At 69.5% G+C, this 23,052-nt stretch carries 27 protein-coding genes; 5 read left to right on the top strand and 22 right to left on the bottom strand.

Translation table 11 applies throughout. The features are described 5' to 3' along the window. Nucleotides 1-55: 55 nt before the first annotated feature. The 6 genes from ACK5IN_RS00310 to infC form a co-directional block, all read right to left on the bottom strand. Nucleotides 56-940 carry a glutamate ABC transporter substrate-binding protein gene (locus ACK5IN_RS00310; RefSeq protein ID WP_416894239.1) on the bottom strand — a complete coding sequence of 295 codons (885 nt, stop codon included), beginning with the start codon at nt 938-940 and terminating at the stop codon, nt 56-58. Nucleotides 941-998: 58 nt separating this feature from the next. Next, nucleotides 999-1,793, bottom strand: coding sequence for an amino acid ABC transporter ATP-binding protein (locus ACK5IN_RS00305; RefSeq protein ID WP_416894238.1), 795 nt, complete (start codon nt 1,791-1,793; stop codon nt 999-1,001). Nucleotides 1,794-1,889: 96 nt separating this feature from the next. Continuing rightward, nucleotides 1,890-2,693 (bottom strand): TrmH family RNA methyltransferase, encoded by an 804-nt coding sequence (locus ACK5IN_RS00300; RefSeq protein WP_416894237.1) that lies wholly within the window; start codon nt 2,691-2,693, stop codon nt 1,890-1,892. Between the two features lie 86 nt (nt 2,694-2,779). Beyond that, the gene (rplT, locus tag ACK5IN_RS00295; protein ID WP_416894236.1) at nt 2,780-3,166 is read right to left on the bottom strand and encodes a 50S ribosomal protein L20; all 387 of its coding nucleotides are present in this window, start codon (nt 3,164-3,166) and stop codon (nt 2,780-2,782) included. A gap of 30 nt (nt 3,167-3,196) precedes the next feature. Continuing rightward, nucleotides 3,197-3,391 (bottom strand): 50S ribosomal protein L35, encoded by a 195-nt coding sequence (gene rpmI / locus ACK5IN_RS00290; protein WP_416894235.1) that lies wholly within the window; start codon nt 3,389-3,391, stop codon nt 3,197-3,199. A gap of 5 nt (nt 3,392-3,396) precedes the next feature. Further along, nucleotides 3,397-3,999, bottom strand: coding sequence for a translation initiation factor IF-3 (gene infC / locus ACK5IN_RS00285; RefSeq protein ID WP_416894256.1), 603 nt, complete (start codon nt 3,997-3,999; stop codon nt 3,397-3,399). A 222-nt stretch (nt 4,000-4,221) separates the two neighbouring features. Between infC and ACK5IN_RS00280 the strand changes: the two genes are divergently transcribed. Continuing rightward, nucleotides 4,222-4,620, top strand: coding sequence for a DUF1844 domain-containing protein (locus tag ACK5IN_RS00280; protein ID WP_416894234.1), 399 nt, complete (start codon nt 4,222-4,224; stop codon nt 4,618-4,620). Between the two features lie 8 nt (nt 4,621-4,628). Here ACK5IN_RS00280 and ACK5IN_RS00275 read toward each other — a convergent pair whose 3' ends face one another. The 6 genes from ACK5IN_RS00275 to ACK5IN_RS00250 are packed head-to-tail and all read right to left on the bottom strand — an operon-like array spanning nt 4,629 to nt 8,888. Beyond that, nucleotides 4,629-5,402 (bottom strand): SseB family protein, encoded by a 774-nt coding sequence (locus ACK5IN_RS00275; protein WP_416894233.1) that lies wholly within the window; start codon nt 5,400-5,402, stop codon nt 4,629-4,631. After that, nucleotides 5,386-6,132 carry a bifunctional 1-(5-phosphoribosyl)-5-((5-phosphoribosylamino)methylideneamino)imidazole-4-carboxamide isomerase/phosphoribosylanthranilate isomerase PriA gene (gene priA, locus ACK5IN_RS00270; RefSeq protein ID WP_416894232.1) on the bottom strand — a complete coding sequence of 249 codons (747 nt, stop codon included), beginning with the start codon at nt 6,130-6,132 and terminating at the stop codon, nt 5,386-5,388. The genes ACK5IN_RS00275 and priA overlap by 17 nt, the downstream gene beginning before the upstream one ends. Nucleotides 6,133-6,137: 5 nt before the next feature. Beyond that, the gene (hisH, locus tag ACK5IN_RS00265; protein WP_416894231.1) at nt 6,138-6,791 is read right to left on the bottom strand and encodes an imidazole glycerol phosphate synthase subunit HisH; all 654 of its coding nucleotides are present in this window, start codon (nt 6,789-6,791) and stop codon (nt 6,138-6,140) included. Beyond that, nucleotides 6,788-7,393: an imidazoleglycerol-phosphate dehydratase HisB gene (gene hisB / locus ACK5IN_RS00260; RefSeq protein ID WP_416894230.1), complete on the bottom strand. Its 606-nt coding sequence runs from the start codon at nt 7,391-7,393 to the stop codon at nt 6,788-6,790. The genes hisH and hisB overlap by 4 nt, the downstream gene beginning before the upstream one ends. After that, the gene (locus ACK5IN_RS00255; protein ID WP_416894229.1) at nt 7,390-8,484 is read right to left on the bottom strand and encodes a histidinol-phosphate transaminase; all 1,095 of its coding nucleotides are present in this window, start codon (nt 8,482-8,484) and stop codon (nt 7,390-7,392) included. Before ACK5IN_RS00255 ends, hisB begins: the two co-directional genes overlap by 4 nt. Nucleotides 8,485-8,504: 20 nt before the next feature. Then, nucleotides 8,505-8,888: a LysM peptidoglycan-binding domain-containing protein gene (locus ACK5IN_RS00250; RefSeq protein WP_416894228.1), complete on the bottom strand. Its 384-nt coding sequence runs from the start codon at nt 8,886-8,888 to the stop codon at nt 8,505-8,507. Between the two features lie 256 nt (nt 8,889-9,144). Here ACK5IN_RS00250 and lexA point away from each other — a divergent pair, with 256 nt between their 5' ends. The 3 genes from lexA (at nt 9,145) to ACK5IN_RS00235 (ending at nt 13,421) form a co-directional block, all read left to right on the top strand. After that, nucleotides 9,145-9,837, top strand: a complete 693-nt coding sequence (gene lexA, locus ACK5IN_RS00245; protein WP_416894227.1) for a transcriptional repressor LexA — start codon at nt 9,145-9,147, stop codon at nt 9,835-9,837. A 15-nt stretch (nt 9,838-9,852) separates the two neighbouring features. Beyond that, entirely contained in the window at nt 9,853-11,256 is a 1,404-nt protein-coding gene (locus ACK5IN_RS00240; protein ID WP_416894226.1) for a hypothetical protein, read from the top strand. A 230-nt stretch (nt 11,257-11,486) separates the two neighbouring features. Beyond that, entirely contained in the window at nt 11,487-13,421 is a 1,935-nt protein-coding gene (locus ACK5IN_RS00235; protein WP_416894225.1) for a S9 family peptidase, read from the top strand. Here ACK5IN_RS00235 and hflX read toward each other — a convergent pair. Next, entirely contained in the window at nt 13,408-14,970 is a 1,563-nt protein-coding gene (hflX, locus tag ACK5IN_RS00230) for a GTPase HflX (RefSeq protein ID WP_416894224.1), read from the bottom strand. The two genes, ACK5IN_RS00235 and hflX, sit on opposite strands and share 14 nt — an antisense overlap. 51 nt (nt 14,971-15,021) lie before the next feature. On the opposite strand from hflX, the gene ACK5IN_RS00225 reads away from it, so the two are divergent. Beyond that, the gene (locus tag ACK5IN_RS00225) at nt 15,022-15,666 is read left to right on the top strand and encodes a class I SAM-dependent methyltransferase (RefSeq protein WP_416894223.1); all 645 of its coding nucleotides are present in this window, start codon (nt 15,022-15,024) and stop codon (nt 15,664-15,666) included. Here ACK5IN_RS00225 and dapF read toward each other — a convergent pair. The 9 genes from dapF to pgsA form a co-directional block, all read right to left on the bottom strand. Beyond that, on the bottom strand, nt 15,658-16,548 hold the full coding sequence (gene dapF, locus ACK5IN_RS00220) for a diaminopimelate epimerase (protein WP_416894222.1): 891 nt from the start codon (nt 16,546-16,548) through the stop codon (nt 15,658-15,660). The genes ACK5IN_RS00225 and dapF overlap by 9 nt on opposite strands. A 181-nt stretch (nt 16,549-16,729) precedes the next feature. Then, on the bottom strand, nt 16,730-17,668 hold the full coding sequence (gene miaA, locus ACK5IN_RS00215; protein WP_416894221.1) for a tRNA (adenosine(37)-N6)-dimethylallyltransferase MiaA: 939 nt from the start codon (nt 17,666-17,668) through the stop codon (nt 16,730-16,732). A gap of 71 nt (nt 17,669-17,739) precedes the next feature. Beyond that, on the bottom strand, nt 17,740-19,284 hold the full coding sequence (miaB, locus tag ACK5IN_RS00210) for a tRNA (N6-isopentenyl adenosine(37)-C2)-methylthiotransferase MiaB (RefSeq protein WP_416894220.1): 1,545 nt from the start codon (nt 19,282-19,284) through the stop codon (nt 17,740-17,742). A gap of 60 nt (nt 19,285-19,344) precedes the next feature. Continuing rightward, complete coding sequence (locus ACK5IN_RS00205; protein WP_416894219.1) at nt 19,345-20,013, bottom strand: regulatory protein RecX; 669 nt, start codon at nt 20,011-20,013, stop codon at nt 19,345-19,347. Nucleotide 20,014: 1 nt separating this feature from the next. Further along, complete coding sequence (gene recA, locus ACK5IN_RS00200; protein ID WP_416894218.1) at nt 20,015-21,064, bottom strand: recombinase RecA; 1,050 nt, start codon at nt 21,062-21,064, stop codon at nt 20,015-20,017. Between the two features lie 250 nt (nt 21,065-21,314). Continuing rightward, entirely contained in the window at nt 21,315-21,539 is a 225-nt protein-coding gene (locus ACK5IN_RS00195) for a DUF3046 domain-containing protein (RefSeq protein ID WP_416894217.1), read from the bottom strand. Next, complete coding sequence (locus tag ACK5IN_RS00190; protein WP_416894216.1) at nt 21,540-21,848, bottom strand: helix-turn-helix domain-containing protein; 309 nt, start codon at nt 21,846-21,848, stop codon at nt 21,540-21,542. It lies immediately after the preceding gene. Nucleotides 21,849-21,979: 131 nt separating this feature from the next. Further along, nucleotides 21,980-22,459 carry a CinA family protein gene (locus ACK5IN_RS00185; protein ID WP_416894215.1) on the bottom strand — a complete coding sequence of 160 codons (480 nt, stop codon included), beginning with the start codon at nt 22,457-22,459 and terminating at the stop codon, nt 21,980-21,982. Continuing rightward, the gene (gene pgsA / locus ACK5IN_RS00180; protein WP_416894214.1) at nt 22,456-23,028 is read right to left on the bottom strand and encodes a CDP-diacylglycerol--glycerol-3-phosphate 3-phosphatidyltransferase; all 573 of its coding nucleotides are present in this window, start codon (nt 23,026-23,028) and stop codon (nt 22,456-22,458) included. The genes ACK5IN_RS00185 and pgsA overlap by 4 nt, the downstream gene beginning before the upstream one ends. Between the last annotated feature and the right edge of the window lie 24 nt (nt 23,029-23,052).

The raw sequence follows: 23,052 nt of genomic DNA, 5'->3' as shown, positions 1-23,052 counted from the left end.
GGATGAGGGAGAGGATGTGCCGGGGCGGGCGGTGCGGCCCGCCCCGGCGCATCACTCAGTAACGGTCGACCGCAGGCTGCTCGACGACGATCCCCGAGTCACCGAGGTTGGCGTCGAAGATCTCCTGCCAGGTGGCGTTGCCGTTTTCGAACAGGTCGTTGATGAAGTTGCGGAAGACATCATCGCCCTTGGCCAGGCCCACGCCGTAGCGCTCTTCGGTGAACAGGCCACCGACGACCTTCACCTCGTCGGGATACTGCGCGGCGTACCCGATGAGGATCGCCTGGTCGGTGGTGACCGCATCGACCTTGCCGTCGATGAGATCCTGCACGCAGGCTGAGTAGATGTCGTACTCCTGCGTGTCGATCTCGGGGAAGTTGTCCTTGATGTTCTGGATCGGCGTCGAACCGGTTGCCGAGCAGACCGTCAGTCCGTTGAAGTCACTGACATCGGTGACATCGGTGATCTCGCTGTCGACGTTCACGAGGAAGCCCTGGCCGCTGATGAAGTACGGCCCGGCGAAGTCGATCTCATCCTTGCGCTTGTCGGTGATCGAGTAGGTGCCGACGTAGTAGTCGATCTGACCGTTCACGATCGCCTGCTCGCGGTTCGCCGATGCAATCGGCTGGTACTCGATCTGGTCTTCGCCGAAGCCGAGTTCGGCGGCGATCCAGCGAGCGATGTCGACGTCGAAGCCGGCGCGCTCGTTGGTCGTGACGTCGAGGTAGCCGAGACCGGGCTGGTCTTCCTTCACGCCGATGATGACGCCGCCTCGTGCCTGCATGGCATCGAACGTGGGGCTGCCTTCGAGGGCGACGTCTTCGGCCGACGGCGGCACGTCGCCGCCGGAGCTGCCATCGGTGCTTCCGCCGCAGGCGGTCAATACCATGAGCGAAGCCGCGGCAATCGCAAGTGTGCCGGTAACGCGTATGCGTCGCATGTCTTCTCCTTCTACTGTGGGTGGGGGATCTTGCCGTGAACGGCCGGCGGCCGACCGATCAGTTCGTCAAGAGCTTGGACAGGAAGTCCTTCGCCCTCGCGCTCTTCGGATTCGTAAAGAACTCATTCGGGGTGTCCTCCTCGACGATGCGGCCGTCCGCCATGAACACGACGCGGTCCGCAGCCTTCCGTGCGAATCCCATCTCGTGGGTGACGACGATCATCGTCATCCCCTCCTGGGCCAGCTCGATCATGACGTCGAGCACCTCGTTGATCATCTCGGGGTCCAGGGCGCTGGTCGGCTCGTCGAAGAGCATCACCTTGGGGGTCATCGCCAACGCGCGTGCGATCGCCACACGCTGCTGCTGGCCTCCGGACAGCTGGGCGGGCAGCTTCGCTGCCTGCTGGCCGACCCCGACCCTGTCGAGCAGCACCTTCGCCTCGCGCTCGGCATCGGCCTTCTTCATGCCCTTGACCTTGATCGGCCCGAGCGTGACGTTCTCGAGGATCGAGAGGTGCGAGAAGAGGTTGAACGACTGGAACACCATGCCGACGTCCGCGCGCAGGGCTGCCAGCGCCTTGCCCTCTTTGGGAAGCTGCTTCCCGTCGATCGTGATCGTGCCGCTGGTGATCGTCTCGAGGCGGTTGATGGTGCGGCACAGGGTCGACTTGCCGGAGCCGGAGGGGCCGATCACCACCACCACCTCACCCTGGTGCACCGTCAGATCGATGTCCTCCAGTGCCTGGAAGTCGCCGTAGTACTTCTGCACGTGGTCGATCACCACGAGGGGATCGCCGCGGCGCACAGAGATGTTCGAAGTCGTCGGGGCGATGCTGCCGTCCGAGGTCGTCATAGATGACACCCTAGGCAGTCGTGTACCCGCCACCGTGTGTTTCGCGCCGACCTTTACCGATCTGTGACCGGCGAGTCAGTGCGCACGCTGGGCAGATCAGTGCGCACGCTGGGCAAACGCGCTTTCGTACAGGCACACGCTGGCAGCCGTCGCGAGGTTGAGCGACTCGGCCCGCCCGAAGATCGGCAGGCGCAGAGCGCGGTCGGCGAGGGCGAGGGATGCCTCGTCGAGCCCGCGCGCCTCGTTCCCGAACAGCCACGCCGTCGGTGCGGCCAGCAGGCCCTCGGCGCGCGCGACCAGCAGATCGGCACCGTCGATGTCGGCGGCCAGCAGTTGCAGCCCTGCGCCGCGCACCCGCTCGACCACGTCGGCCAGCGCACCGCCGAGCGCGACGGGCAGGTGGAACAGCGAGCCGGTCGTCGCCCGCACGACCTTCGGATTGAACGGGTCGACCGTGCGGCCGGTGAGCACGACGGCATCGGCCCCGGCCGCATCGGCGGCCCGGATGATGGTGCCCAGATTTCCGGGATCGCGCACCTCTTCGCACACGACGATCAGTCGGGGGGATGCCGCGAATACGTCGCGCACCGACGTCGGCGTCTGCCGGGCCACCGCGACCACGCCCTGCGGCGTCACGGTGTCGGCTATCGCCTCGATGACGGTCTCGTCGGCGAACTGCACATCGACTCCGGCGGCGCGCGCACCGTCGCGGACATCGGGATGCTTCTCCATGGCCGTGGGCGTCGCATACAGCTCCTCGACCGCGTCGGGCGCGAACTTCAGCGCTTCGCGGACGGCCTGCGGCCCCTCGAGCAGGTAGCGGCCGGACTCCTTGCGGGCGCTACGTTTGGCGAGCTTGGCCACCGCGCGCACGCGCGGCGAACGGGGGTTCTCCAGCACGCGCCCAGTCTATGGGAACGACGGGGCCCCAACACGAGAACGGGCACCCTCCCGAGGGAGAGCGCCCGTTGCTTGCGTGTGCCGACCTACGCGGCGCTCTTCGGCGCGTTGGTGTCGGCCGGCAGCGCCTTCTTGGCGGTCTCGACGAGCGAGGCGAACGCCTTCGGCTCGTTCACCGCGAGCTCGGCGAGCATACGACGGTCTACCTGGACCCCGGCGAGACCGAGCCCCTGGATGAACCGGTTGTACGTGAGGCCGTTCTGGCGGCTGGCCGCATTGATGCGCTGGATCCACAGACGGCGGAAGTCGCCCTTGCGCTTACGACGGTCGCGGTACGCGTAGACGAGCGAGTGGGTGACCTGCTCCTTCGCCTTGCGGTACAGACGCGAACGCTGACCCCGGTAACCCGAGGCGCGCTCGAGGATGACGCGACGCTTCTTCTGGGCGTTGACCGCCCGCTTGACTCTAGCCATTTCGTTTCGTTCCTATTCCTGCGAGTGCGCTCAGTGACCGAGGAGCTTCTTGGCGACCTTGGCGTCGCCGGGAGCCAGCACCTTGTCGGCGGACAGACGGCGCGTGCGCTTGGTCGGCTTGCCCTCGAAGTTGTGGCGCAGGTTCGCCTGCTGCTTCATGATCTTGCCGCTGCCGGTGACCTTGAAACGCTTCTTGGCACCCGAGTGGGTCTTCTGCTTCGGCATCTCTTCTATTCCTTCGTTGTACTTCCGGCGGCACGCGCAGAGCGTGCGGCCTCCTTGTTGGCAGCACGCTGCGCGTTCTGCTCCGTCTTCACTTCGGACTTGTTCTTGTGCGGGGCGATGACCATCACCATGTTGCGGCCGTCGATCGTCGGGTTCGACTCGACGGTTCCGAACTCGGCGACATCCTCGGCGAACTTCTTCAGCAGACGCACGCCCTGTTCAGGACGCGACTGCTCGCGGCCCCGGAACAGGATCATGGCCTTGACCTTGTCGCCCGCCTTGAGGAAGCCCTCGGCGCGCTTGAGCTTGGTCGTGTAGTCGTGCGCCTCGATCTTCAGGCGGAACCGGACCTCTTTGAGGATGGTGTTCGCCTGATTGCGCCGGGCCTCCTTGGCCTTCTGCGCAGCCTCGTACTTGAACTTCCCGTAGTCCATGATCTTGACGACGGGAGGCTTCGAGTTGGGGGCCACCTCGACCAGGTCGAGGTCGGCATCCTGCGCCAGACGCAGCGCCGCCTCGATGCGGACGACGCCGACCTGTTCCCCGTTGGGTCCGACGAGTCGGACTTCGGGGACGCGGATGCGCTCATTGGTGCGGGGATCGCTGATGCGGAACTCCTGTTCGTGCGGGTGACGGCGGGAAGAGAACCGCGGCCCACCCGCACGGCGCGTGAGCGGCGTGCTTCGCACCCGAACGACCCCGGATCCTTCGATCGGGGCGGAGCGCGGAACCCGGTAGCCTGGAGCGGCAAGCGCGGGTGGGATGTGATCCTCTTTCGTTTCCGGAGCAGAACGCCCCGGAGCCCGCGCAAGTCTAGCAGAAAGCGCGCCGTGACCACGATTCCTCCCGCCGACAACAGCACCGACGATACCCGTCTGGAGCAGTGGGACGAGCGCGAGCGTGTCGCCGCGTCGGCATCGCGCGACATCGCGGACGTGCCGGCGGTCGAGGTGATCACGACGACGTGCGTCCACCTGATGAGCGCGGCGGCGGTCAAGCTCGGGCTGGCCGACGCCCCGGAGGCTCAGCGTGACCTCGATGAGGCACGCAAGCTCATCAACGCGCTAGCCGGCCTCATCACCGCCGGCGCCCCCGAGATCAGCAGTGCGCACGCGGCACCGCTGCGCGACGGACTGCGATCGTTGCAGCTCGCGTTCCGCGAAGCATCCGTCCTGCCCGATCCGATCGGCCAGGGCCCGGGCGAGAAGTGGACCGGGCCTGTCACCTGACGGGGCTGTCACTCACCGCGCTGCAGGCTGACGTTCAGTGAGTCGACGAGTGTGGCGATGCGGTCGTCGGCTGCCCACCGCTTCGCGAGCCGCGCGAGCACCGCGTCGAGCTCCGCGCGATCGAGCCCCGGCATGAGCTCGAGCCGCACCAGCAGTTCGGGGCCGCTCAGCCGTCCCGACGGATCGCCCGCCGCGACGGAGAGGTCGATCACCGCCGGCTCCTGACCGATGCTCTCCTGCAGGCCGGTGAACACGTCGGACGAGACGAAGCTCGGCTCCCACGAGACGTCCTGCGCGATCGCCCACACGGCCGGACGGCGCAGCACCAGCTCGGTCTCGGAAGCGGGGTCGATCACGATCAGATCGGTCTGGTCGTCGGCGGCGGCCAGCGCCGTGTGACGGCCGGGCACCGGGATCGGCCGGGCCGAGGCATCCCATCGCCCCATCGCCGTCACCGAGGTGAACACCGGAAGCACCTTGCGCCCGTCGGGCGCGGCGACCGTCACGATCGACAGCTCCTGCGTCTTGTCGACCGTCAATCCCGAGGGCGCGATCCCCTCGTCGCCCGCCTCGGCCACGAGCGGGATGAGCAGTCGGGCCGACCGGTACGAGTCGACGACGGCCACCAGATCGCCCTGCCCGGAGTGGAAGGCCGACAGCGCCGCCAGCAGCGCGGGATCGGCCGAGCCGTCGTCGCCCGAGTGCGGGTTCTCGCGGAAGGCGCGCCCCTCCCAGGGCACGCCCGCCGAGTCGCCGCGATTCGGCTCAGCCGCCGGCGACATCGAGCGCCTCGGTCAGTGTGAAGACACCCGAGTAGAGAGCCTTGCCGACGATGGCTCCCTCCACGCCCAGCGGCACCAGCGCGCGCAGCGCCGCGATGTCGTCGAGGGTCGCGATGCCGCCCGAGGCGACGACGGGCCTCGCCGTGCGCGCCGTGACCTCGCGCAGCAGGTCGAGGTTCGGGCCGCGCAGGGTGCCGTCCTTGGTCACGTCGGTGACGACGTAGCGCGTGCAGCCGGCGGCCTCGAGCCGTTCGAGCACCGTCCACAGGTCGCCGCCGTCGCGCGTCCATCCGCGTGCGGCGAGCGTCGTGCCGCGCACGTCGAGGCCGACCGCGATCGCGTCGCCGTAGCGGCCGATCACCGCCGCCGCCCACTCGGGGTTCTCCAGTGCGGCCGTGCCGAGGTTGATGCGCGCCGCGCCGCTCTCCAGCGCCGCATCCAGCGTCTGATCATCGCGGATCCCGCCCGACAGCTCGACCTTGACGCCGCGCACGTGCTTGACCACCTTGCGCAGGACGGCCGTGTTCGCGCCGCGGCCGAATGCGGCGTCGAGGTCGACGAGGTGTATCCACTCGGCTCCCTGCCGAGCCCATTCCAGGGCGGCGTCGACGGGGTCGCCGTAGTGCGTCTCGCTGCCGGCCTCCCCCTGGGTCAGTCGCACGGCCTTGCCGCCCGCGACATCGACGGCGGGAAGCAGGACCAGTTCGGGGGTTGCGCTGAAATCGCTCATCAGGGTCAGATGCTAGCCGTGGCCAGGCCGGCGATCCAATTGGCGAGCAGACGGATGCCGGCGACTCCGGACTTCTCCGGATGGAACTGCGTCGCGGCCAGCGGCCCGTTCTCCACGGCGGCGAGGAACGGCGAGCCGTGCGTGCTCCAGGTCAGCACGGGCGACGGAAACGGCGGCTGCGCGTCGAGCAGCCACTGCTGCGCCGCGAACGAGTGCACGAAATAGAAGCGCTCGTGCTCGATGCCGTCGAACAGCCGAGACCCCTCGCCCGGCCGCACCGTGTTCCAGCCGATGTGCGGCAGCACCGGGGCGTCGAGCTCTGTGACGACACCGGGCCACTCCCCCAGCCCGGGAGCGTCGACGCCGCGCTCGACACCCAGCTCGAACAGCACCTGCATGCCGACGCACACACCGAGCACCGGACGATCCCCCGCCAGGCGACGGTCGATGAGCTCATCGCCGCGACTGGCGCGCAAGGCGTCCATGACGGCGCGGAAGGCACCCACCCCGGGGACGAACAACCCGTCGGCGTCGAGGATCAGCTGGGGGTCAGAGCTCAACCGTGCGTCGGCACCGGCCGCCGACAGCGCTTTGACGGCGGAGTGCACGTTTCCGGACCCGTAGTCGAGGACGGCGACGAGCGGTGTGCCCGCCGTCACAGCGCGCCCTTCGTGCTGGGCACGCCCTCCACGAGCGGGTCGATCGCCTTGGCCTGGCGGAACGCGCGCGCGAACGCCTTGAACTCTGCCTCAGCGATGTGGTGCGGGTCGCGCCCCGCCAGCAGTGTGACGTGCACGGTCAGTCCCGCGTTGAAGGCGATGGCCTCGAAGCAGTGCCGCACCATGGACCCGGTGAAGTGGCCGCCGATGAGGTGGTGCTCGAACCCGGCCGGCTCCCCCGAGTGGACCAGATACGGGCGCCCGGAGATGTCGACCACAGCCTGCGCGAGGGCCTCGTCGAGGGGCACGAGAGCGTCGCCGTAGCGCGAGATCCCCGCCTTGTCGCCGAGCGCGTCGCTGATGGCCTGACCCAGCACGATCGACACGTCTTCGACCGTGTGGTGCACGTCGATGTCGGTGTCGCCCGACGCGCGGACGCTGAGATCGGTGAGCGAGTGCTTCGCAAACGCGGTGAGCATGTGGTCGAAGAACGGCACCGTCGTGTGGATGCTGCTCTTGCCCGTGCCGTCGAGGTCGATGTCGAGTTCGACGGAGGACTCGCTGGTCGCGCGGCGACGGGTGGCGGTGCGGACGCTCGTCATGAGGCCGATCCTACCGAGGCCAGGGCCTCGAGGAACGCCGTGGTCTCGGCCTCGGTGCCGGCCGTCACGCGCAGGTGGCCCGGCAGGCCGATGTCGCGGATGAGCACACCGCTGTCGTACAGCGCCTGCCACACCGCCGCCGGGTCTCCCACGCCGCCGAAGAGGACGAAGTTGGACCATGACTCGTACGGGGCGAACCCGAGGGCCGGCAGCGTCGCCGAGATGCGGTCGCGCTGCGCGACGATCTCGTCGACCATGCTCAGCATGACGTCCGCGTGCCGCAGCGCCGCGGTCGCTGCGGCCTGCGTCAGCGCGCTCAGGTGATAGGGCAGGCGCACCAGCCGCAGGGCGTCGATGAGCACGGGGTCGGCAGCGAGGTAGCCGACCCGCGCACCGGCGAAGGCGAACGCCTTGCTCATGGTGCGCGAGACGACCAGCCGCGGCCGATCGGGCAGGAGTGCGAGCGCCGAGCGCTCGTCGCGCGGAGCGAACTCCTGGTACGCCTCGTCCACGATGACGATGCCGCGGGCCGCCTCGTACACGGCCGCGACGACCTCCAGCGGCAGGGGCGTTCCCGTGGGGTTGTTGGGTGCGCACAGGAAGACGACATCGGGGTCAGCCGCCGCCACCTGCGCCGCGGCGTTGTCGGCGGTGATCGTGAAGTCGGTCTGGCGCGTGCCCGACAGCCACGTCGCCCCCGTTCCCCGCGTGAGCAGCGGGTACATCGAATAGGTCGGCGCGAATCCGAACGCTGTGCGACCGGGACCGGCAAACGTCTGCAGCAGGTGCTGCAGCACCTCGTTCGACCCGTTGCCCGCCCAGATCTGATCGCGGGCCAGCCCGTGACCGAGGTAGGCCGCGAAACCCTCCCGCAGCGCCGTGAACTCGCGATCCGGGTAGCGGTTCACATCGCGCAGCGCGTGCGCCAGCGCGTCGAGGATGTCGTCGGCCACCTCCTGCGGCACCGGGTGGGTGTTCTCGTTGACGTTCAGGGTGACCGGCAGCATGGCCTGCGGGGCTCCGTACGGAGCCAGGCCGCGCAGATCGTCGCGGAGGGGAAGATCATCGAGGGAACCTGTCACTCTGCCCATGCTAGGCCGATCGGGCCGCGCTACGGCGCGTACTCGAGCGGCAGCGCCAGCTGCTGACCGGGGTGGATCGCTCCGCCCTCGAGTGCATTGAGCCGGACGATGCCGTCCACGACATCGCGCGGATCGGCCGTCGGAGCGACATCGGACGCGATCGACCACAGCGAGTCGCCGGACTGCACGGTGACGCTGGCGAAGGATCCGGACGGCGCTCCGCCATCGTCGGACGCGAGCGCCGATCCACCGGCGAAGACGGCCGCGCACAGCACGACGGTGACGACGACGATGGCCGGGACCGCCATGAGGGCCGACAGCACGCGTCGACCGCGAGCCGTCGCCCGCAGCCGCGTGCGCACCGGCGCTGCGTGGTGGAGAAGAGGGGATGCTGCGATCGTGACGCTGCTCATGGCGGGCCTCGCGTTCCTTCCGTCGGTGAGAGGTTCGCTCCCGAATCTCGGTCACAAGAGCCTAGAGCGAATCTCTGTACTAAATCTATGTTCTAATCTTGAATGCCGTCAAGTGCTTCTCGATACGCACCGGGTTTCCCAAACAAAGTGCGGCGTGCCGCCGCTGCAGGTCGGGAGGATCGGATACCGTTTCGACAGGGATACCCCATCACCGACCTCCGACATTCGAAGAGCAACGCAGACAGGAGCACTGCAGATGAGCGACCCGCAGAGCCATCCGGCCCGCCACGAGAAGCCGCAGACACGCCGGCGCAAGAGCCTCAGCGATAAGCAGATGGCGATCCTCGAGGTCATTCAGCGCTCGATCGCCCGATATGGATACCCGCCCAGCATGCGCGAGATCGGCGACGCCGTCGGGCTCAAGTCGCTGTCCAGCGTCACGCACCAGCTGAACCAGCTCGAGCTGAGCGGCTACCTGCGCCGCGACGCCGGCAAGACGCGCGCGCTCGAGGTGCTCATCGACCTCCCCGGCTCGGCGGCGGAGAACCCCGACGACGAGGGTCCCGCCGTCGGCGATGCCGCACTCGTCCCGCTGGTCGGCCAGATTGCCGCGGGCGTGCCGATCACCGCCGAGCAGCAGGTGGAGGAGATCTTCCCCCTGCCGCGCCAGCTGGTCGGCAAGGGCGAGCTGTTCATGCTGAAGGTGAACGGCGAGTCGATGATCGACGCCGCCATCTGCGACGGTGACTGGGTCGTCGTGCGCACCCAGCCCACCGCCGACAACGGCGACATCGTCGCGGCCATGCTCGACGGCGAGGCGACAGTCAAGACGTTCCGGCAACGGGACGGGCACACGTGGCTGCTCCCCCGCAACAGCGCGTTCGAACCGATCCTCGGCGATGACGCCGTCGTGCTCGGCAAGGTCGTTGCGGTGCTGCGTGCGGTTTAGCGATATAAGAGGGGTATGAGCCTTGACGCCGTGAGCCCGCAGACCGCCGACGTCGAAGCACGTCTCGCCGCCCTCGAGGCCGAGAACGCCCGCCTTCGTGAGCGCGTCGACGGCGCGGCGGAGGTGTCGGCGCAAGGCGGTCGCTGGCGTGCGGTGCTGTCGGCGCTGTGCATCGTGATCGCGGCGATCCTCGTCCCCGTGTCTATCGTCGGCTCGTGGGCGCGAGTGCAGCTGGTCGACGAGACGCAGTTCGTCGACACGTTCGCACCGCTGGCCGATGATCCCGACGTGCAGGCCATGATCATCGACAGCGCACTGACGGCGATCGAGGCCCAGGTCGACTTCCAGCAGGTCACCGACGATCTGTTCGACGGCATCCAGTCGCTCGGCCTGCCGCCCCGCGCCGGCGCGGCGATCGACCTGCTGCGCATGCCCGCAGCGCAGGGGCTGCGGAACCTCGTGGGCTCGGTGACCACGCGCCTGGTCGAATCGGAGGCGTTCTCTGCCGCGTGGCGCACGGCGTTGCGCGCCAGCCACCGCACCCTGGTGGCCACGGCCACCGGTGGCGGCGACATCGTGTCGATCAGCCGATCCGGGGAGGTCGGCATCGAGCTCGGCCCGCTGATCGCCGAGGTCAAGGGGCAGCTGACCGACCAGGGCATCGCCATCGCGGCGCTGATCCCCGAGATCGACCGCACGATCGTGCTCGTGCAGAGCGACGCGCTGGTCACCGTGACCATCGTCTACAACACGGCGGTGCTCGCCGGCTGGTGGCTGCCGCTTCTCGCACTGGGCTTCTTCGTCGCGGGCATACTGCTGGCCCGCCGCCGCAGTACGGCGGTGCTGGGCACCGGGATCGGACTGTTCGTGAGCGCCGGCATCGTCTCGATCACGCTCACGACAGCGGGAACGGTGCTGACCGCGATCGCGCCGCAGCTGGGCGTCTCCCCCGGGGCTCTGACGGCGATGTACACGCAGATCGTCGACGGCATGGCGCGCACCGCGATCGTGGTCACCGTGTTCGGCCTGATCGTCGCGGTGCTCGCATGGAGCTTCGGACGTTCACACGGGGCACGATCGTTGCGTCACGGCATCGGCACCGTCAACTCCGGGCTGCGCCGCGGCCTCGCCCAGCGCGGCGTCGACACGGGCCGCTTCGGGGCGTGGATGTACGCGCAGCGCGTGCTCGTCCGCGTGATCCTCGGTGTGCTGCTGGCCCTGTGGCTTCTGCTCCTGCAGCCTCTGGGCGTCGGCGACGTGATCCTCATCCTGATCGTCGGGCTCGTGGTCTGGTGGTTGTGCGAGCTCGTACAGCGCCGCCCCGACGAAGCGGGCGGGACCCTGCCGGAGGCCGACGAAGACGACGAGGCGGAGTCGGATGCCGGAGAGCCCGAGGCATCCGTCCCGGCCTCGACCTGATCAGCCCACAGCGTGCATCGTCACGCGGTCGCGGTCGCGGTCACCGCCGCCATTCCCGCGGTCGTGCGTGCCGGGTACAGCTCGAACGAGTGCGGGATGCGAGCGTCGAGAGCAGACATGGGATCGCCTTCATCGAGCCGGACTGTTTCGAGTATGCGTACGCACAGAGGTATATGGCGGGAGGGATGCCTCGCGGCATCCCTCGTACGCACGCCCGGTAGCGTGGGCACATGCCTCAGACACTCCCCTACGGCAGTTGGCCGTCACCGATCTCGGCCGCCGCGGTCGCCGCCGGGTCGCATCCGATCGAGGCCGGACGCTTCGTCGGCGACGAGATCTGGTGGCTCGAGCGCCTTCCCGCCGAGGGCGGACGCACCGCCGTCCGGCGGACGGTCGACGGCGTTCCCGAGACACTGCTGCCCGCCCCGTGGGACGCCCGTTCCCGCGTGCACGAGTACGGTGGAGCGGCGTGGGCGGTCACTGACGATGGACTGTCGGCGTTCGTGGAAAAGACCGATCAGCGGGTGTGGGCGTTCCGCCCCGGCGAGCCGCCGTATCCACTCACTCCCGCCGACACCGGCATGCGCTTCGGCGACCTGCAGATCGTCGGCGACGAGGTATGGACGGTGCGCGAGGTCCACGGCACGGCCTCGCGTGTGCCGCCGCGCGACATCGTTGCGGTGCCGCTGGACGGGGCGGCCGCCGACGATGCGGCGATGGTGCGAGTCGTGGTGGGCGGCAGCGACTTCGTCGCCTACCCGCGGGTCTCACCCGACGGCTCCCAGCTGGCGTGGATCGCATGGGACCACCCGCGCATGCCGTGGGACGGCACCGAGCTGCGCGTGGGCGACCTCGTCGACGGAGCAGTGCCGGAATGGTCGGCCATCACCGGCGGCTCCGAGGAGTCGGTCCTGCAGCCCGAGTGGACCGGCCCCGGCGAGCTGACGGTGGCGTCGGACCGGAGCGGATGGTGGAACCTGTATCGCTGGGCGGGTACGGATGTCCTCGCCCTCGCTCCCGCCGAGGCCGAGACCGGCGGGCCGCTGTGGAACCTCGGCCTCCGCTGGTTCGTGCCGTTGGCCGACGGGCGCATCCTCGCGGTGCGCACGCGTGGGGCGGACGAGCTGGTCGTCATCGATCCCGTCGCGGGCGTCGTGCGCGGAATCCCGTCTCCGCTCACCTCGCGTGTGCTGATCGAGGATGCCCGCGACTCGCTCGTGCTGCTGCGCGGCGCGGGGTCGGCCACCTTCGGCGGGCTGTGGGTATTCGATCTGGATGCCGACGACCCGCAGCCCCGGCTCGTGCGCGGAAACGTCGACGAAGAGCTGGATGCCGCGTGGCTGCCGACCGCGCGCGCCGTGACGGTGGACGGCCCGCACGGGCCGGTGCACGCCTTCGCCTACCCGCCCACGAACCCCGACGCCACGGCGCCGGAGGGCGAGCTGCCGCCCTACCTCGTGCTGGCCCACGGCGGACCGACCGCGAATGCGTCAGGCGGGGCGTCGCTCGATGTCGCGTACTTCACGAGCCGCGGGATCGGCGTGCTCGACGTCAACTACGGCGGGTCGACCGGGTACGGCCGCGCCTACCGCGAACGGCTCACCGGCCAGTGGGGCATCGTCGACCGCGACGACGTGGTGGCCGCCGCCTCCGAACTGGCCGATCGGGGCCTTGCCGACGGCGCACGTCTGGCGATCCGCGGCGGCTCGGCCGGCGGCTGGACGGTGCTGTGCGCGCTGACCGCGTCGTACCGCTTCGCCGCGGGCATCAGCCGGTACGGCGTCGCCGATCTGCGCGCGCTGGCCGCCGACACGCACGATTTCGAAGCGCGCTACCTCGACGGTCTCGTCGGGCCGCTGCCGGAGGCCGAGCCGGTGTATGTCGACCGCTCGCCGCTGTCGCACCTCGACCGGTTGACCACCCCCATGCTGATTGAGCAGGGGCTCGACGACGCGGTCGTACCGCCGGCGCAGTCCGAAGCAGTCCGTGACGCGCTCGCGGCGCGCGGCATCGTCCACGCGTACCTGGCGTTCGAGGGCGAGGCGCACGGCTTCCGGCGTGCCGACACACTCATCCGATCACTCGAGGCGGAGCTCGGCTTCCTGGGTGCGATCCTCGGATTCGAGACCCCCGGCGTGCCGCCGCTCGAACTCAGCCCGCGGTAGCCTCGCCGTTGTCGAGCGCGTACGGGGCCAGGCGCCCGCCCAGTACCGGCGGTACGCGGGCGTGCAGCAGCGTGCCCTGCGCCGAGTGCTCCTGCGCGAGGATCAGGCCGTGCTCGTGCACGGCCGACACCAGGTCGCCGCGGTCGTAAGGCACCAGTGCGTGCACCTCGACCTCGGGAAGCGGGAGCACGCCCTCGATCGCGGCGCGCAGCTGGTCGACGCCCTCACCGGTGCGAGACGAGACGAACAGGGCCTTCGGCTCCAGCCCCTGCAGCACGAGCCGCGTGTCGTCGTCGATGAGGTCGGCCTTGTGGAAGACGACGATCTCGGGGATGCTGCGGGCCCCCACCTCGCCCATGACGTCGCGCACCGTCGCCAGCTGCGACCCCGGGTCGGGGTGCGCCGCGTCCACGACGTGCAGGATCACGTCGGCCTCGGCGACCTCCTCCAGTGTCGAACGGAAGGCCTCGACCAGCTGGTGCGGGAGGTTGCGCACGAAGCCCACGGTGTCGGTGAGCGTGTACACGCGGCCATCCTCGGTCTCGGTGCGGCGCACCGTGGCATCGAGCGTGGCGAACAGCGCGTTCTCGACGAGCACCCCGGCACTGGTGAGCCGGTTGAGCAGGCTCGACTTGCCCGCGTTGGTGTACCCGGCGATCGCCACCGACGGGATCGTGTTGCGCTTGCGCCCCTCGCGCTTGGCGGCGCGTGCCGGGGCGAAGTCCCTGATCTGCCGACGCAGCTGCGCCATCCGGGTGCGGATGCGCCGGCGGTCGAGCTCGATCTTGGTCTCACCGGGTCCGCGCGAGCCCATGCCTGCACCACCGGCACCGACCTGACCGCCGGCCTGACGGCTCATCGACTCGCCCCAGCCGCGCAGTCGGGGCAGCAGGTACTCGAGCTGGGCGAGCTCCACCTGCGCCTTGCCCTCGCGGCTCTTCGCGTGCTGGCTGAAGATGTCGAGGATCACCGTCGTGCGGTCGATGACCTTGACCTTCACGACGTCTTCCAGAGCACGCCGCTGGCTCGGCGCGAGCTCGGTGTCGGCGATCGCCGTGTCGGCGCCGAGCGCGGCCACGAGGTCGCGCAGCTCCTCGGTCTTGCCGCGGCCGAGGTAGGTCGCCGGGTCGGGGTGCGGCCGCCGCTGCAGCACGCCGTCGAGCACGACGGCGCCGGCGGTCTCGGCGAGGGCCGCCAGTTCGCGCAGCGAGTTCTCGGCATCCACCTGCTGTCCCTGCGGGTAGACACCGACCAGGACGACGTTCTCGAGCCGCAGCTGCCGGTACTCGACCTCGGTGACGTCCTCGAGCTCGGTGGACAGCCCGGCGACCCGGCGCAGGGCGGCGCGCTCCTCACGGTCCCACTGCTCGCCGTCGGCCTCCGAACGCTCGGGCGCCGAGTCGCCATCCAGCGCCGCACCGAAGACACGCGGGCCGGCCTCCGAATGCTGCGCCCACCCCAGTACGCGCTCGACCGCGTCGGTTGCGTCGATGTCGTGGCACGACGCATCGGTCTTCTCCGTCGGTCCTTCCTCACTGTCCGTAGGCATCCGTAAACTCTACGCTCCCCTGCGGTCGCCGCTCCGCTAGGCTCTGGGGCCATGGCCAACGACGTCGGCCCCGTCCCCGGGGATCACTACTTCACCGCCGTCCCCGCCAGCCCCGAGAAGCTGCGCTCCGTACGGCTGAACCTCGCTGGACGCGACCTGGAGCTGACCACCGCTGGCGGCGTCTTCAGCCCCGACCGCCTCGATGCGGGCACCGGCGTGCTGCTGGCGAACGCCCCGGCGGCGCCCCCCGGCGGTCAGCTCCTCGACCTCGGATGCGGATGGGGCCCGATCGCGCTGAGCCTCGCACTGCAGTCGCCGCATGCCACCGTATGGGCCGTCGACGTCAACGAACGGGCCCTCGACCTGGTGCGGCGCAACGCGGCGTCGATCGGCGTCGAAAACGTCCACGCGGTGCTCCCAGACGAGGTGCCGGGCGACATCGTCTTCCGCACGATTCGCTCGAACCCGCCGATCCGCGTCGGCAAGCACGAGCTGCACGGACTGTTGGAGCGCTGGATCCCGCGGTTGGACGAACGCAGCGACGCCTGGCTGGTCGTGCAGCGCAACCTCGGCTCGGACTCGCTGCAGCGCTGGCTGGCCGGTACCTTCGAGCACGGTTACAGCGTGCATCGGGCGGCCACGGGCCGTGGCTACCGGGTGCTCAAGGTGCGCCGGTACGGCGGCTCCTCAGCGTGACCTGGGCGCCGGTTGCTCGGCGAGGGCGACCTCACCCGAGAACGCAAGCGTCGCCGGCCCCGACAGGAAGACATGTGGGATGCCATCCACCGGCGCCACACGCACACCCAGCGTGCCGCCCGGCACGGTCACCTCCCAGCGCTCCGGCGCCGAAGGTCCCGCCCACTCGCGCACCGCGATCGCCGCCGCCGCGACACCCGTGCCACAGCTCAGGGTCTCCCCGACGCCTCGCTCGAACACCCGCATGCGAATCGACCCGACGCCGTCGCGCACGAGTGGATCGGAGGGCACGACGAACTCGACGTTCGCGCCGTGCGCAGGCGTTGGCTGCAGGTGCGGCACGACCGTCAGATCGAGGTCGGCCAGGTCCTCCTCGGTGGGCAGCGCCACGACGACGTGCGGGTTCCCGACGTCGACACCCTGACCCGGGCGCGGCACCGGCAGGCCACGCACACGCACGAGCGTCTCTCCCGGCTCGATCGTGAACACCCCCAGGTCGACCTCGTAGCCTCGAGGCGTGCGCCGCATGGGCAGGGCACCGTTGCGCGTGCCGATGTGCACGGTCTCACCCTCGGCGAGCGCGAGCCGGCCGGATTCGAGCAGGTAGTGCAGGAAGACCCGGATGCCGTTGCCGCACATCTCCGCGGCCGATCCGTCCGCGTTGCGATAGTCCATGAACCACTCGGCGTCCAGTCCCTCGCCCGCGGCGATGGCCGTCGACCGGACGACCCGGAGCATCCCGTCGGCGCCGATACCGAAGTGCCGGTCGCACAGCACCTCAACCTGGTCGTCGCTGAGCTGCAGCAGGCCGTCCTCGTCGGCAACGATCACGAAGTCGTTGCCGGTGCCGTGGCCCTTGCTGAACGGGAGGGTGCGGGACATGCATCCAGCCTACGCGGCGGCTCAGTTCGCGATGAGGCGTTTTCCCGCGGTCCACACCTCGAACGGCTCGTAGCCGAGCGAGCCGTGCGCCGATGCCTTCGCCGCGGCGATGCGGGTCGGCGGCGAGAGAGTACAGCCAGCCCCGGTGTGTCGGAGACGGAGAAGGCGCATATTTCGGGGGTCATGCTCCCGCGTCTGCCAGGCTCGCCGCGTCGATGCCGGGCTCGACCCATTCGATGCCGCGGTAGCGCCGGAACCACGAGACCTGCCGGCGGGCGTAGCGGCGGGTCAACGCCTGGGTCTCGGCGATCGCCTCGGCCTCGGTCAGGGCACCTTCGAGCTGGGCGAGCGCCTGGGCGTAGCCGATGGCGCGAGACGCGGTGACCCCCTGCTCCAGGCCGAATGGGCGCAGCGCCGCGACCTCGTCGAGCAGGCCGTCGCGCCACATCAGCGCGGCGCGCGCGTTCAACCGGGCGACGAGCTCATCCCGGGGCACGTGCACGCCGACGATGCGCGTCGCTTCGTGCCACGTCACCGGCTCGTCCGGCAGTGCCGCACCGTGGGTGTCCGCGCCCTGCGCGAGCACCTCCAGCGCCCGCACGATACGGCGTCCGTTGCGCGGGTCGACGCGGTGCGCGGTGCGCGGGTCGAGCGCCCGCAGGCGGTCGTACAGCGCGCCCGGGCCGTGGAGCTCGAGCTCTTCCTCCAGCGCTGCCCGCACCTGCGGGTCGCGCGGCGGGAAGCGGAAGTCGAAAAGCACGCTCGACACGTACAGCCCCGACCCGCCGACGAGGATCGCCTCGGCCCCGCGAGCGTGGATCTCGCCGATGATGTCGCGTGCGATGCCCTGGTACCAGGCGACGGCGGCTTCGTCGGTGACCTCGAGCACGTCGAAGAGATGATGCGGGATGCCTCGGTGCTCTGCCGCGGCCGGCTTCGCCGTGCCGATGTCCATGCCGCGATACAGCTGCATCGCGTCGGCGTTGACGATCTCGGCCGACCCGCCGCGCGCGGCGATGGCCTCGGCGAGGTCGAGCGAGAGCGCGGTCTTTCCGGTGCCGGTCGCACCGACGACGGCCCAGAGGCCGGGCGTCACCGCGTCCCCGCCAGGTTGCGTCATGCGCGCCACCGATCAGTACAGCGGATGCCGCACGGTGCCGCAGTTACGCTGCCCGATGCCGCGCGAGCCGGTCACGAGCCCACGCGCAGCGTCGGCAGGCCGAGAGACACCGGATGCGGCGCGGCTGCTCCCGGTGCGGGCACGGCGCACGACTCGGTCTGCGTCCGGTCCCAGGCGTCGCCCGCGCGCGTGCGCCGGATGCGCAGCGGGGCGCCACCGGGTGCATCGGCGAGCAGGTGGAACGGCGCGGCATGCGTGATCCGCACCGTCACGACATCACCCGGCCGTGGCGTCTCCGAGCCGGCCGGCACCTCGAAGTGCACGAGGCGATTGTCTTCGGCGCGTCCCGTGAGGCGATGGGTCTCGGCATCCTTCTTGCCCTCGCCCGTCGACACCAGCACCTCGGCATCGCGACCGAGCTGCCGCTGGTTCTCCTCGAGCGAGATCCGCTCCTGCAGGGCGACCAACCGCTCGTAGCGCTCCTGTACGACGGCCTTGGGCACCTGGTCGGGCATCGTCGCCGCCGGCGTACCCTCGCGGATGGAGTACTGGAACGTGAAGGCGCTGGCGAATCGCGCCTTCTCGACGACCCGCAGGGTGTCTTCGAAGTCCTCGTCGGTCTCGCCGGGGAAGCCCACGATGATGTCGGTCGAGATCGCCGCGTGCGGAATGCGCTCGCGCACGCGGTCGAGGATCCCGAGGAACTTCGCATTGCGATACGACCGACGCATCGTCTTCAGGATGCGGTCGGACCCGGACTGCAGCGGCATGTGCAGCTGCGGCATGACGGCCGGCGTCTCAGCCATCGCGTCGATGACGTCGTCGGTGAAGGCGGCCGGGTGCGGGCTCGTGAAGCGGATGCGCTCCAGGCCCTCGATCTCGCCGGCGGCGCGCAACAGCTTGCCGAATGCCTGACGGTCACCGAACTCGACGCCGTAGCTGTTGACATTCTGCCCGAGCAGGGTGACCTCGATGGCGCCGTCCTCGATGAGCAGGCGCATCTCGTTCAGAATGTCTCCTGGCCGCCGGTCCTTCTCCTTCCCGCGCAGGCTCGGGACGATGCAGAACGTGCACGTGTTGTTGCAGCCGACCGAGATCGACACCCAGCCGCTGTACACGCTGTCGCGCTTGGTCGGCAGAGTCGACGGAAACACCTCGAGCGACTCGAGGATCTCGAGCTCGGCTTCGCCGTTGTGACGCGCACGCTCGAGCAGCGACGGCAACGATCCCATGTTGTGCGTGCCGAAGACGACATCGACCCACGGGGCCTTGTCGAGCACGGCGTCCCTGTCCATCTGGGCAAGGCATCCGCCGACAGCGATCTGCATGCCCTCCCGCTTGTCCTTGCGCGACTTCAGGTGCCCGAGCGTGCCGTAGAGCTTTCCGGCGGCGTTGTCGCGCACCGCGCAGGTGTTGATCACGACGACGTCGGCCTCGTCACCCGCGTCGGCGCGCACGTACCCCGCGCTTTCGAGCGACCCCGACAGCCGCTCGGAGTCGTGAACGTTCATCTGACAGCCGAACGTGCGCACCTCGTACGTGCGGTGCTGCCCGTCGGCGGCGAGCGCGGCCGACGACGGTGCGATGTGCGTGGGAGTCGAGAGGGGAGCGGACATACGTCCCCCATTGTACGAGGCTCGCCCGCGGAGAAGGCGCGCGAGCGTATTCGGGGAGCGTCAGCGGAATCGCACTCCCGAACGTGCCGACGGGTCGGCGAGCGCCGCCTTCGCCGCGGTCATCGCGACGGGCCCCGGATAACCGCGACGGGCCAGCTGCCCGACAAGTCGTCGCAGCGCCGTGTCGGCAGGGATGTCGCCCATCGACCGCGCCTTCGAGCGGGCGAAGTCCAACGCCCGGTCGGCGTCGTCGTCGGGCAGAGCTGCGAGGGCCTCGTCGGCCACCTCTCGGGGAATACCGCGACGGGCGAGTGCCTGTGCGATCGCCTGGCGACCGTGCCCCTTGCGCTCGATACTGGAGTGCACCAGCTGCCCGGCCAGCGCCACGTCGTCGAGGTACTTGCGGTCGAGGAACGCGGCGAGCACATCCTCGACCTGATCAGCATCGAGCGAGTGCTTCGCCACGACCGCCCGCGCCTCACGCACCGACAGCGACCGCGTGCGGAGCTTCTTCAGGAGGGTGCGCTCGGCGATCTCCCACTCGCTCGCGCTGCACGCGTCGTGGTCGTCGTCTGCGTGGAGATCGGACTCGTCGTTCCAGGTCGTGTGCCATGCGGGGCGTTTCGCCTCGCCGTCGGCTCGCTCAACGGGCGCGGAAGCACCGAACAGGGGGGTGACGGGGGCGACGTCGGAGTCGACGCCCCCGTCATCCCCGACGGCATCGACCATCTCAGGCCGGCCGACGCGCGGCCAGCTCGTCGGCGACCTCGACGGCTGCCGGTGCGACGCCGATACCGAGCTTGACCTTGATCTTCGACTCGATGTCGGCCGCGATGTCGGGGTTCTTGATCAAGAAGTTGCGGGCGTTCTCCTTGCCCTGCCCGAGCTGTTCGCCCTCGTACGTGTACCAGGCACCGGACTTCTTCACGATGGTGTGCTCGACGCCGAAGTCGATGAGCGACCCTTCACGCGAGATTCCGGTGCCGTAGAGGATGTCGAACTCGGCCTGCTTGAACGGCGGGGCCATCTTGTTCTTCACGACCTTCACGCGCGTGCGGTTTCCCACGGCATCGGTGCCGTCTTTCAGCGTCTCGATGCGACGGATGTCGAGCCGCACCGACGCGTAGAACTTCAGCGCCTTGCCGCCGGCGGTGGTCTCGGGCGAGCCGAAGAACACGCCGATCTTCTCGCGCAGCTGATTGATGAAGATCATCGTGGTGCCGGTCTGGTTGAGACCGCCGGTGAGCTTGCGCAGGGCCTGCGACATGAGGCGTGCCTGCAGACCGACGTGCGAGTCGCCCATCTCGCCTTCGATCTCGGCCCTCGGCACCAGCGCGGCCACCGAGTCGATGACGACGAGGTCGATCGCCCCGGAGCGGACGAGCATGTCGGCGATCTCCAGCGCCTGCTCCCCCGTGTCGGGCTGCGAGACCAGCAGCTGATCGATGTCGACGCCGAGCTTCTGGGCGTATTCGGGGTCGAGTGCGTGCTCCGCGTCGACGAACGCGGCGATGCCGCCCGCGCGCTGCACGTTGGCGATCGCGTGGAGGGTCAGTGTCGTCTTACCCGACGACTCCGGACCGTAGATTTCCACGATGCGACCTCGGGGCAGTCCGCCCACGCCGAGCGCCACATCCAGGGCGATGGATCCGGTGGGGATGACCTCGACGGGCGCGCGCTCGTCGGAGCCGAGCCGCATGACCGAGCCCTTCCCGAACTGCCGGTCGATCTGGGCGAGGGCCGAGTCGAGGGCCTTCTCGCGGTCGGCGGGTGATGGCATGGCGTGCTCCTTCTGTCGCGGTTTGCCGCCTGTAGGCTGTCGCGGTCCCCTTCGGCGAAGACGGATCGCGACAAGGCGTGAGGTGTGCGATGACGCTGTCCACGCTACGAGGGGCTTCCGACATCCAGCCGTCGGATCCCCCATTTTGTGGAAAGAGCTCTTTCGACATCTCTTGTGGAGGAGCCTACGTCCAGCTAGAACACACGTTCGAGAACGACACGCCGCTGAGCGCGCACTCGCCGTGCACGATTCAGCGTCGGCCGGGCTCGATCCTGCCTGCGCCGTGGCGCCGCGAGAGCGGCACATCCATCTCCTCGCACAGGGCGAGCCAGATCTCGCCGGCGGGCTCCCCCTCGGCCAGCGCCTCTGCGGCCGTCCGGTGACCGAGCGTGCTCAACGTGAGATCGGCGATCAGCGCGTCGCCGCGGGCGCCGAACTCATGTGCGACGGCGCGCTGCAGCTCCGATCGCCGCATTCAGTGCAGCGACGGCTCGAGCTCGACCGAGGCGACGAGCTCGTCGGGCACGACGTCGGGGAACTGCTGGATGCCTTCGAGCACCGCGATACGCTCGCCCGCCTCGCGCATGATCGTGGAGATCGGCACGTCGAGCGCTTCGGCGACCGACGCGAGGATCTCGCTCGATGCCTCCTTCTGACCGCGCTCCACCTCGCTGAGGTAGCCGAGCGCGACGCTGGCACGACCGGCGACCTGTCGCAGCGTGTGCCCCTTCTGCTGACGGAGGTCCCGCAGGACATCCCCGATCTCTTGACGAACCAGGATCATTGTGGGCCCCCTCTCGCGCGAACTGTCCATTCTCCGGGTGCACAACAGTACCCGACCCGTTTCAACCAATCTAACCCGTTCGGCTCGGTGACGGCTGAGAATCACCGATTCTCACCTCGTCGAGATCCACGCTATTTCCTCGGTCGGCCGGTCACCAGCGCCTCGGCGAACGCGATCGCCCGGGTCACAGTCTCGGACCGTATCTGCTCGCGGTCGCCGGCGAGCTGCAGAGACAAGACCTGGATGCCGTCGTGCGCCGCGATGCCGATGAACACCCGGCCCACAGGCTGCCGGTCCGCCGTGGCCGGCCCGGCGACACCGGTGGTCGAGATGCCGACATCGGCGCCGAGCACCCGTCGGGCGCCGGCCGCCAACTGGCGGGCGACCTGGTCGTGCACCGCTCCGTGCGCGGCGAGAAGTGCCGCATCGACGCCGAGCACCGTCTGCTTGGTGTCGGTCGCGTACGCGACCACGCCGCCCCTGACGACGGTCGATGCCCCGGGCACGTCGACGAGCGCGGCGACGACCCTCCCGCCGGTCAGCGACTCGGCGGTCGCGACGGTCAGTCCCCGCTCCCGCAGCCGATCCAGCAGTGCGGCGGCACCGTTCACCGCGCCTCCCGGTGCGAGCGCGCCCCGCGCACCTCGGACACCACGTAGTCGATGCCGCTGGCCACGGTGAGCACGACGGCGATCGTCATCGTGACTCCGTTGACCCAGAAGATCCACTCGCCCACGATCGTCCACAGCGGAAGCAGCGCGAGCGACAGGGCCGCCGCCTGCGCGACGGTCTTGAGCTTTCCCATCCACGCCGCGGCCAGCACATGGTCGCTCACGACCACGAAGCGGTAGATCGTGATGCCGACCTCACGCACGAGCACGACGATCGTGATCCACCATGGCAGCTCGACGAGGATCGACAGCCCGACGAAGGCGCACCCGGTGAGCACCTTGTCGGCGATGGGGTCGAGCAGCTTTCCGAGGTCGCTGACGATGTCGTTGCGGCGTGCGATCGCGCCGTCCACCCCGTCGGTCGCGATCGCGACGATGAACAGGACCGCCGCCCACCAGCGCAGCGGCCCGTCCGCACCCCCGTCAGCCAGCAGCATCCAGAGGAAGACGGGTGCGCACAGGATGCGCGCCATCGTGATCGCGTTCGGGAGCTGACGAGGGACGGCCACGTGCCGAGCCTACTGCCGCAGCCG

It is taken from the genome of Microbacterium sp. (assembly GCF_047971895.1).
In the GTDB taxonomy this organism is placed as follows: Bacteria; Actinomycetota; Actinomycetes; order Actinomycetales; family Microbacteriaceae; genus Microbacterium.
Note: the sequence above shows the minus strand (reverse complement) of the source record. Positions and strands in the feature narration are given on the sequence as shown.

What these genes read in the sequence shown, in the direction of transcription:
- ACK5IN_RS00305 (WP_416894238.1), bottom strand. Translation starts at nt 1,793, where the DNA reads ATGACGACCTCGGACGGCAGCATCGCCCCGACGACTTCGAACATCTCT.
- ACK5IN_RS00195 (WP_416894217.1), bottom strand. Translation starts at nt 21,539, where the DNA reads ATGCGGCGATCGGAGCTGCAGCGCGCCGTCGCACATGAGTTCGGCGCC.
- ACK5IN_RS00275 (WP_416894233.1), bottom strand. Translation starts at nt 5,402, where the DNA reads ATGTCGCCGGCGGCTGAGCCGAATCGCGGCGACTCGGCGGGCGTGCCC.
- ACK5IN_RS00235 (WP_416894225.1), top strand. Translation starts at nt 11,487, where the DNA reads ATGCCTCAGACACTCCCCTACGGCAGTTGGCCGTCACCGATCTCGGCC.
- miaB (WP_416894220.1), bottom strand. Translation starts at nt 19,284, where the DNA reads ATGTCCGCTCCCCTCTCGACTCCCACGCACATCGCACCGTCGTCGGCC.
- ACK5IN_RS00310 (WP_416894239.1), bottom strand. Translation starts at nt 940, where the DNA reads ATGCGACGCATACGCGTTACCGGCACACTTGCGATTGCCGCGGCTTCG.
- ACK5IN_RS00255 (WP_416894229.1), bottom strand. Translation starts at nt 8,484, where the DNA reads ATGGGCAGAGTGACAGGTTCCCTCGATGATCTTCCCCTCCGCGACGAT.
- hflX (WP_416894224.1), bottom strand. Translation starts at nt 14,970, where the DNA reads ATGCCTACGGACAGTGAGGAAGGACCGACGGAGAAGACCGATGCGTCG.
- lexA (WP_416894227.1), top strand. Translation starts at nt 9,145, where the DNA reads ATGAGCGACCCGCAGAGCCATCCGGCCCGCCACGAGAAGCCGCAGACA.
- rpmI (WP_416894235.1), bottom strand. Translation starts at nt 3,391, where the DNA reads ATGCCGAAGCAGAAGACCCACTCGGGTGCCAAGAAGCGTTTCAAGGTC.
- miaA (WP_416894221.1), bottom strand. Translation starts at nt 17,668, where the DNA reads ATGACGCAACCTGGCGGGGACGCGGTGACGCCCGGCCTCTGGGCCGTC.
- ACK5IN_RS00225 (WP_416894223.1), top strand. Translation starts at nt 15,022, where the DNA reads ATGGCCAACGACGTCGGCCCCGTCCCCGGGGATCACTACTTCACCGCC.
- dapF (WP_416894222.1), bottom strand. Translation starts at nt 16,548, where the DNA reads ATGTCCCGCACCCTCCCGTTCAGCAAGGGCCACGGCACCGGCAACGAC.
- ACK5IN_RS00250 (WP_416894228.1), bottom strand. Translation starts at nt 8,888, where the DNA reads ATGAGCAGCGTCACGATCGCAGCATCCCCTCTTCTCCACCACGCAGCG.
- ACK5IN_RS00190 (WP_416894216.1), bottom strand. Translation starts at nt 21,848, where the DNA reads ATGATCCTGGTTCGTCAAGAGATCGGGGATGTCCTGCGGGACCTCCGT.
- ACK5IN_RS00240 (WP_416894226.1), top strand. Translation starts at nt 9,853, where the DNA reads ATGAGCCTTGACGCCGTGAGCCCGCAGACCGCCGACGTCGAAGCACGT.
- ACK5IN_RS00205 (WP_416894219.1), bottom strand. Translation starts at nt 20,013, where the DNA reads ATGGTCGATGCCGTCGGGGATGACGGGGGCGTCGACTCCGACGTCGCC.
- priA (WP_416894232.1), bottom strand. Translation starts at nt 6,132, where the DNA reads ATGAGCGATTTCAGCGCAACCCCCGAACTGGTCCTGCTTCCCGCCGTC.
- rplT (WP_416894236.1), bottom strand. Translation starts at nt 3,166, where the DNA reads ATGGCTAGAGTCAAGCGGGCGGTCAACGCCCAGAAGAAGCGTCGCGTC.
- hisB (WP_416894230.1), bottom strand. Translation starts at nt 7,393, where the DNA reads ATGACGAGCGTCCGCACCGCCACCCGTCGCCGCGCGACCAGCGAGTCC.
- recA (WP_416894218.1), bottom strand. Translation starts at nt 21,064, where the DNA reads ATGCCATCACCCGCCGACCGCGAGAAGGCCCTCGACTCGGCCCTCGCC.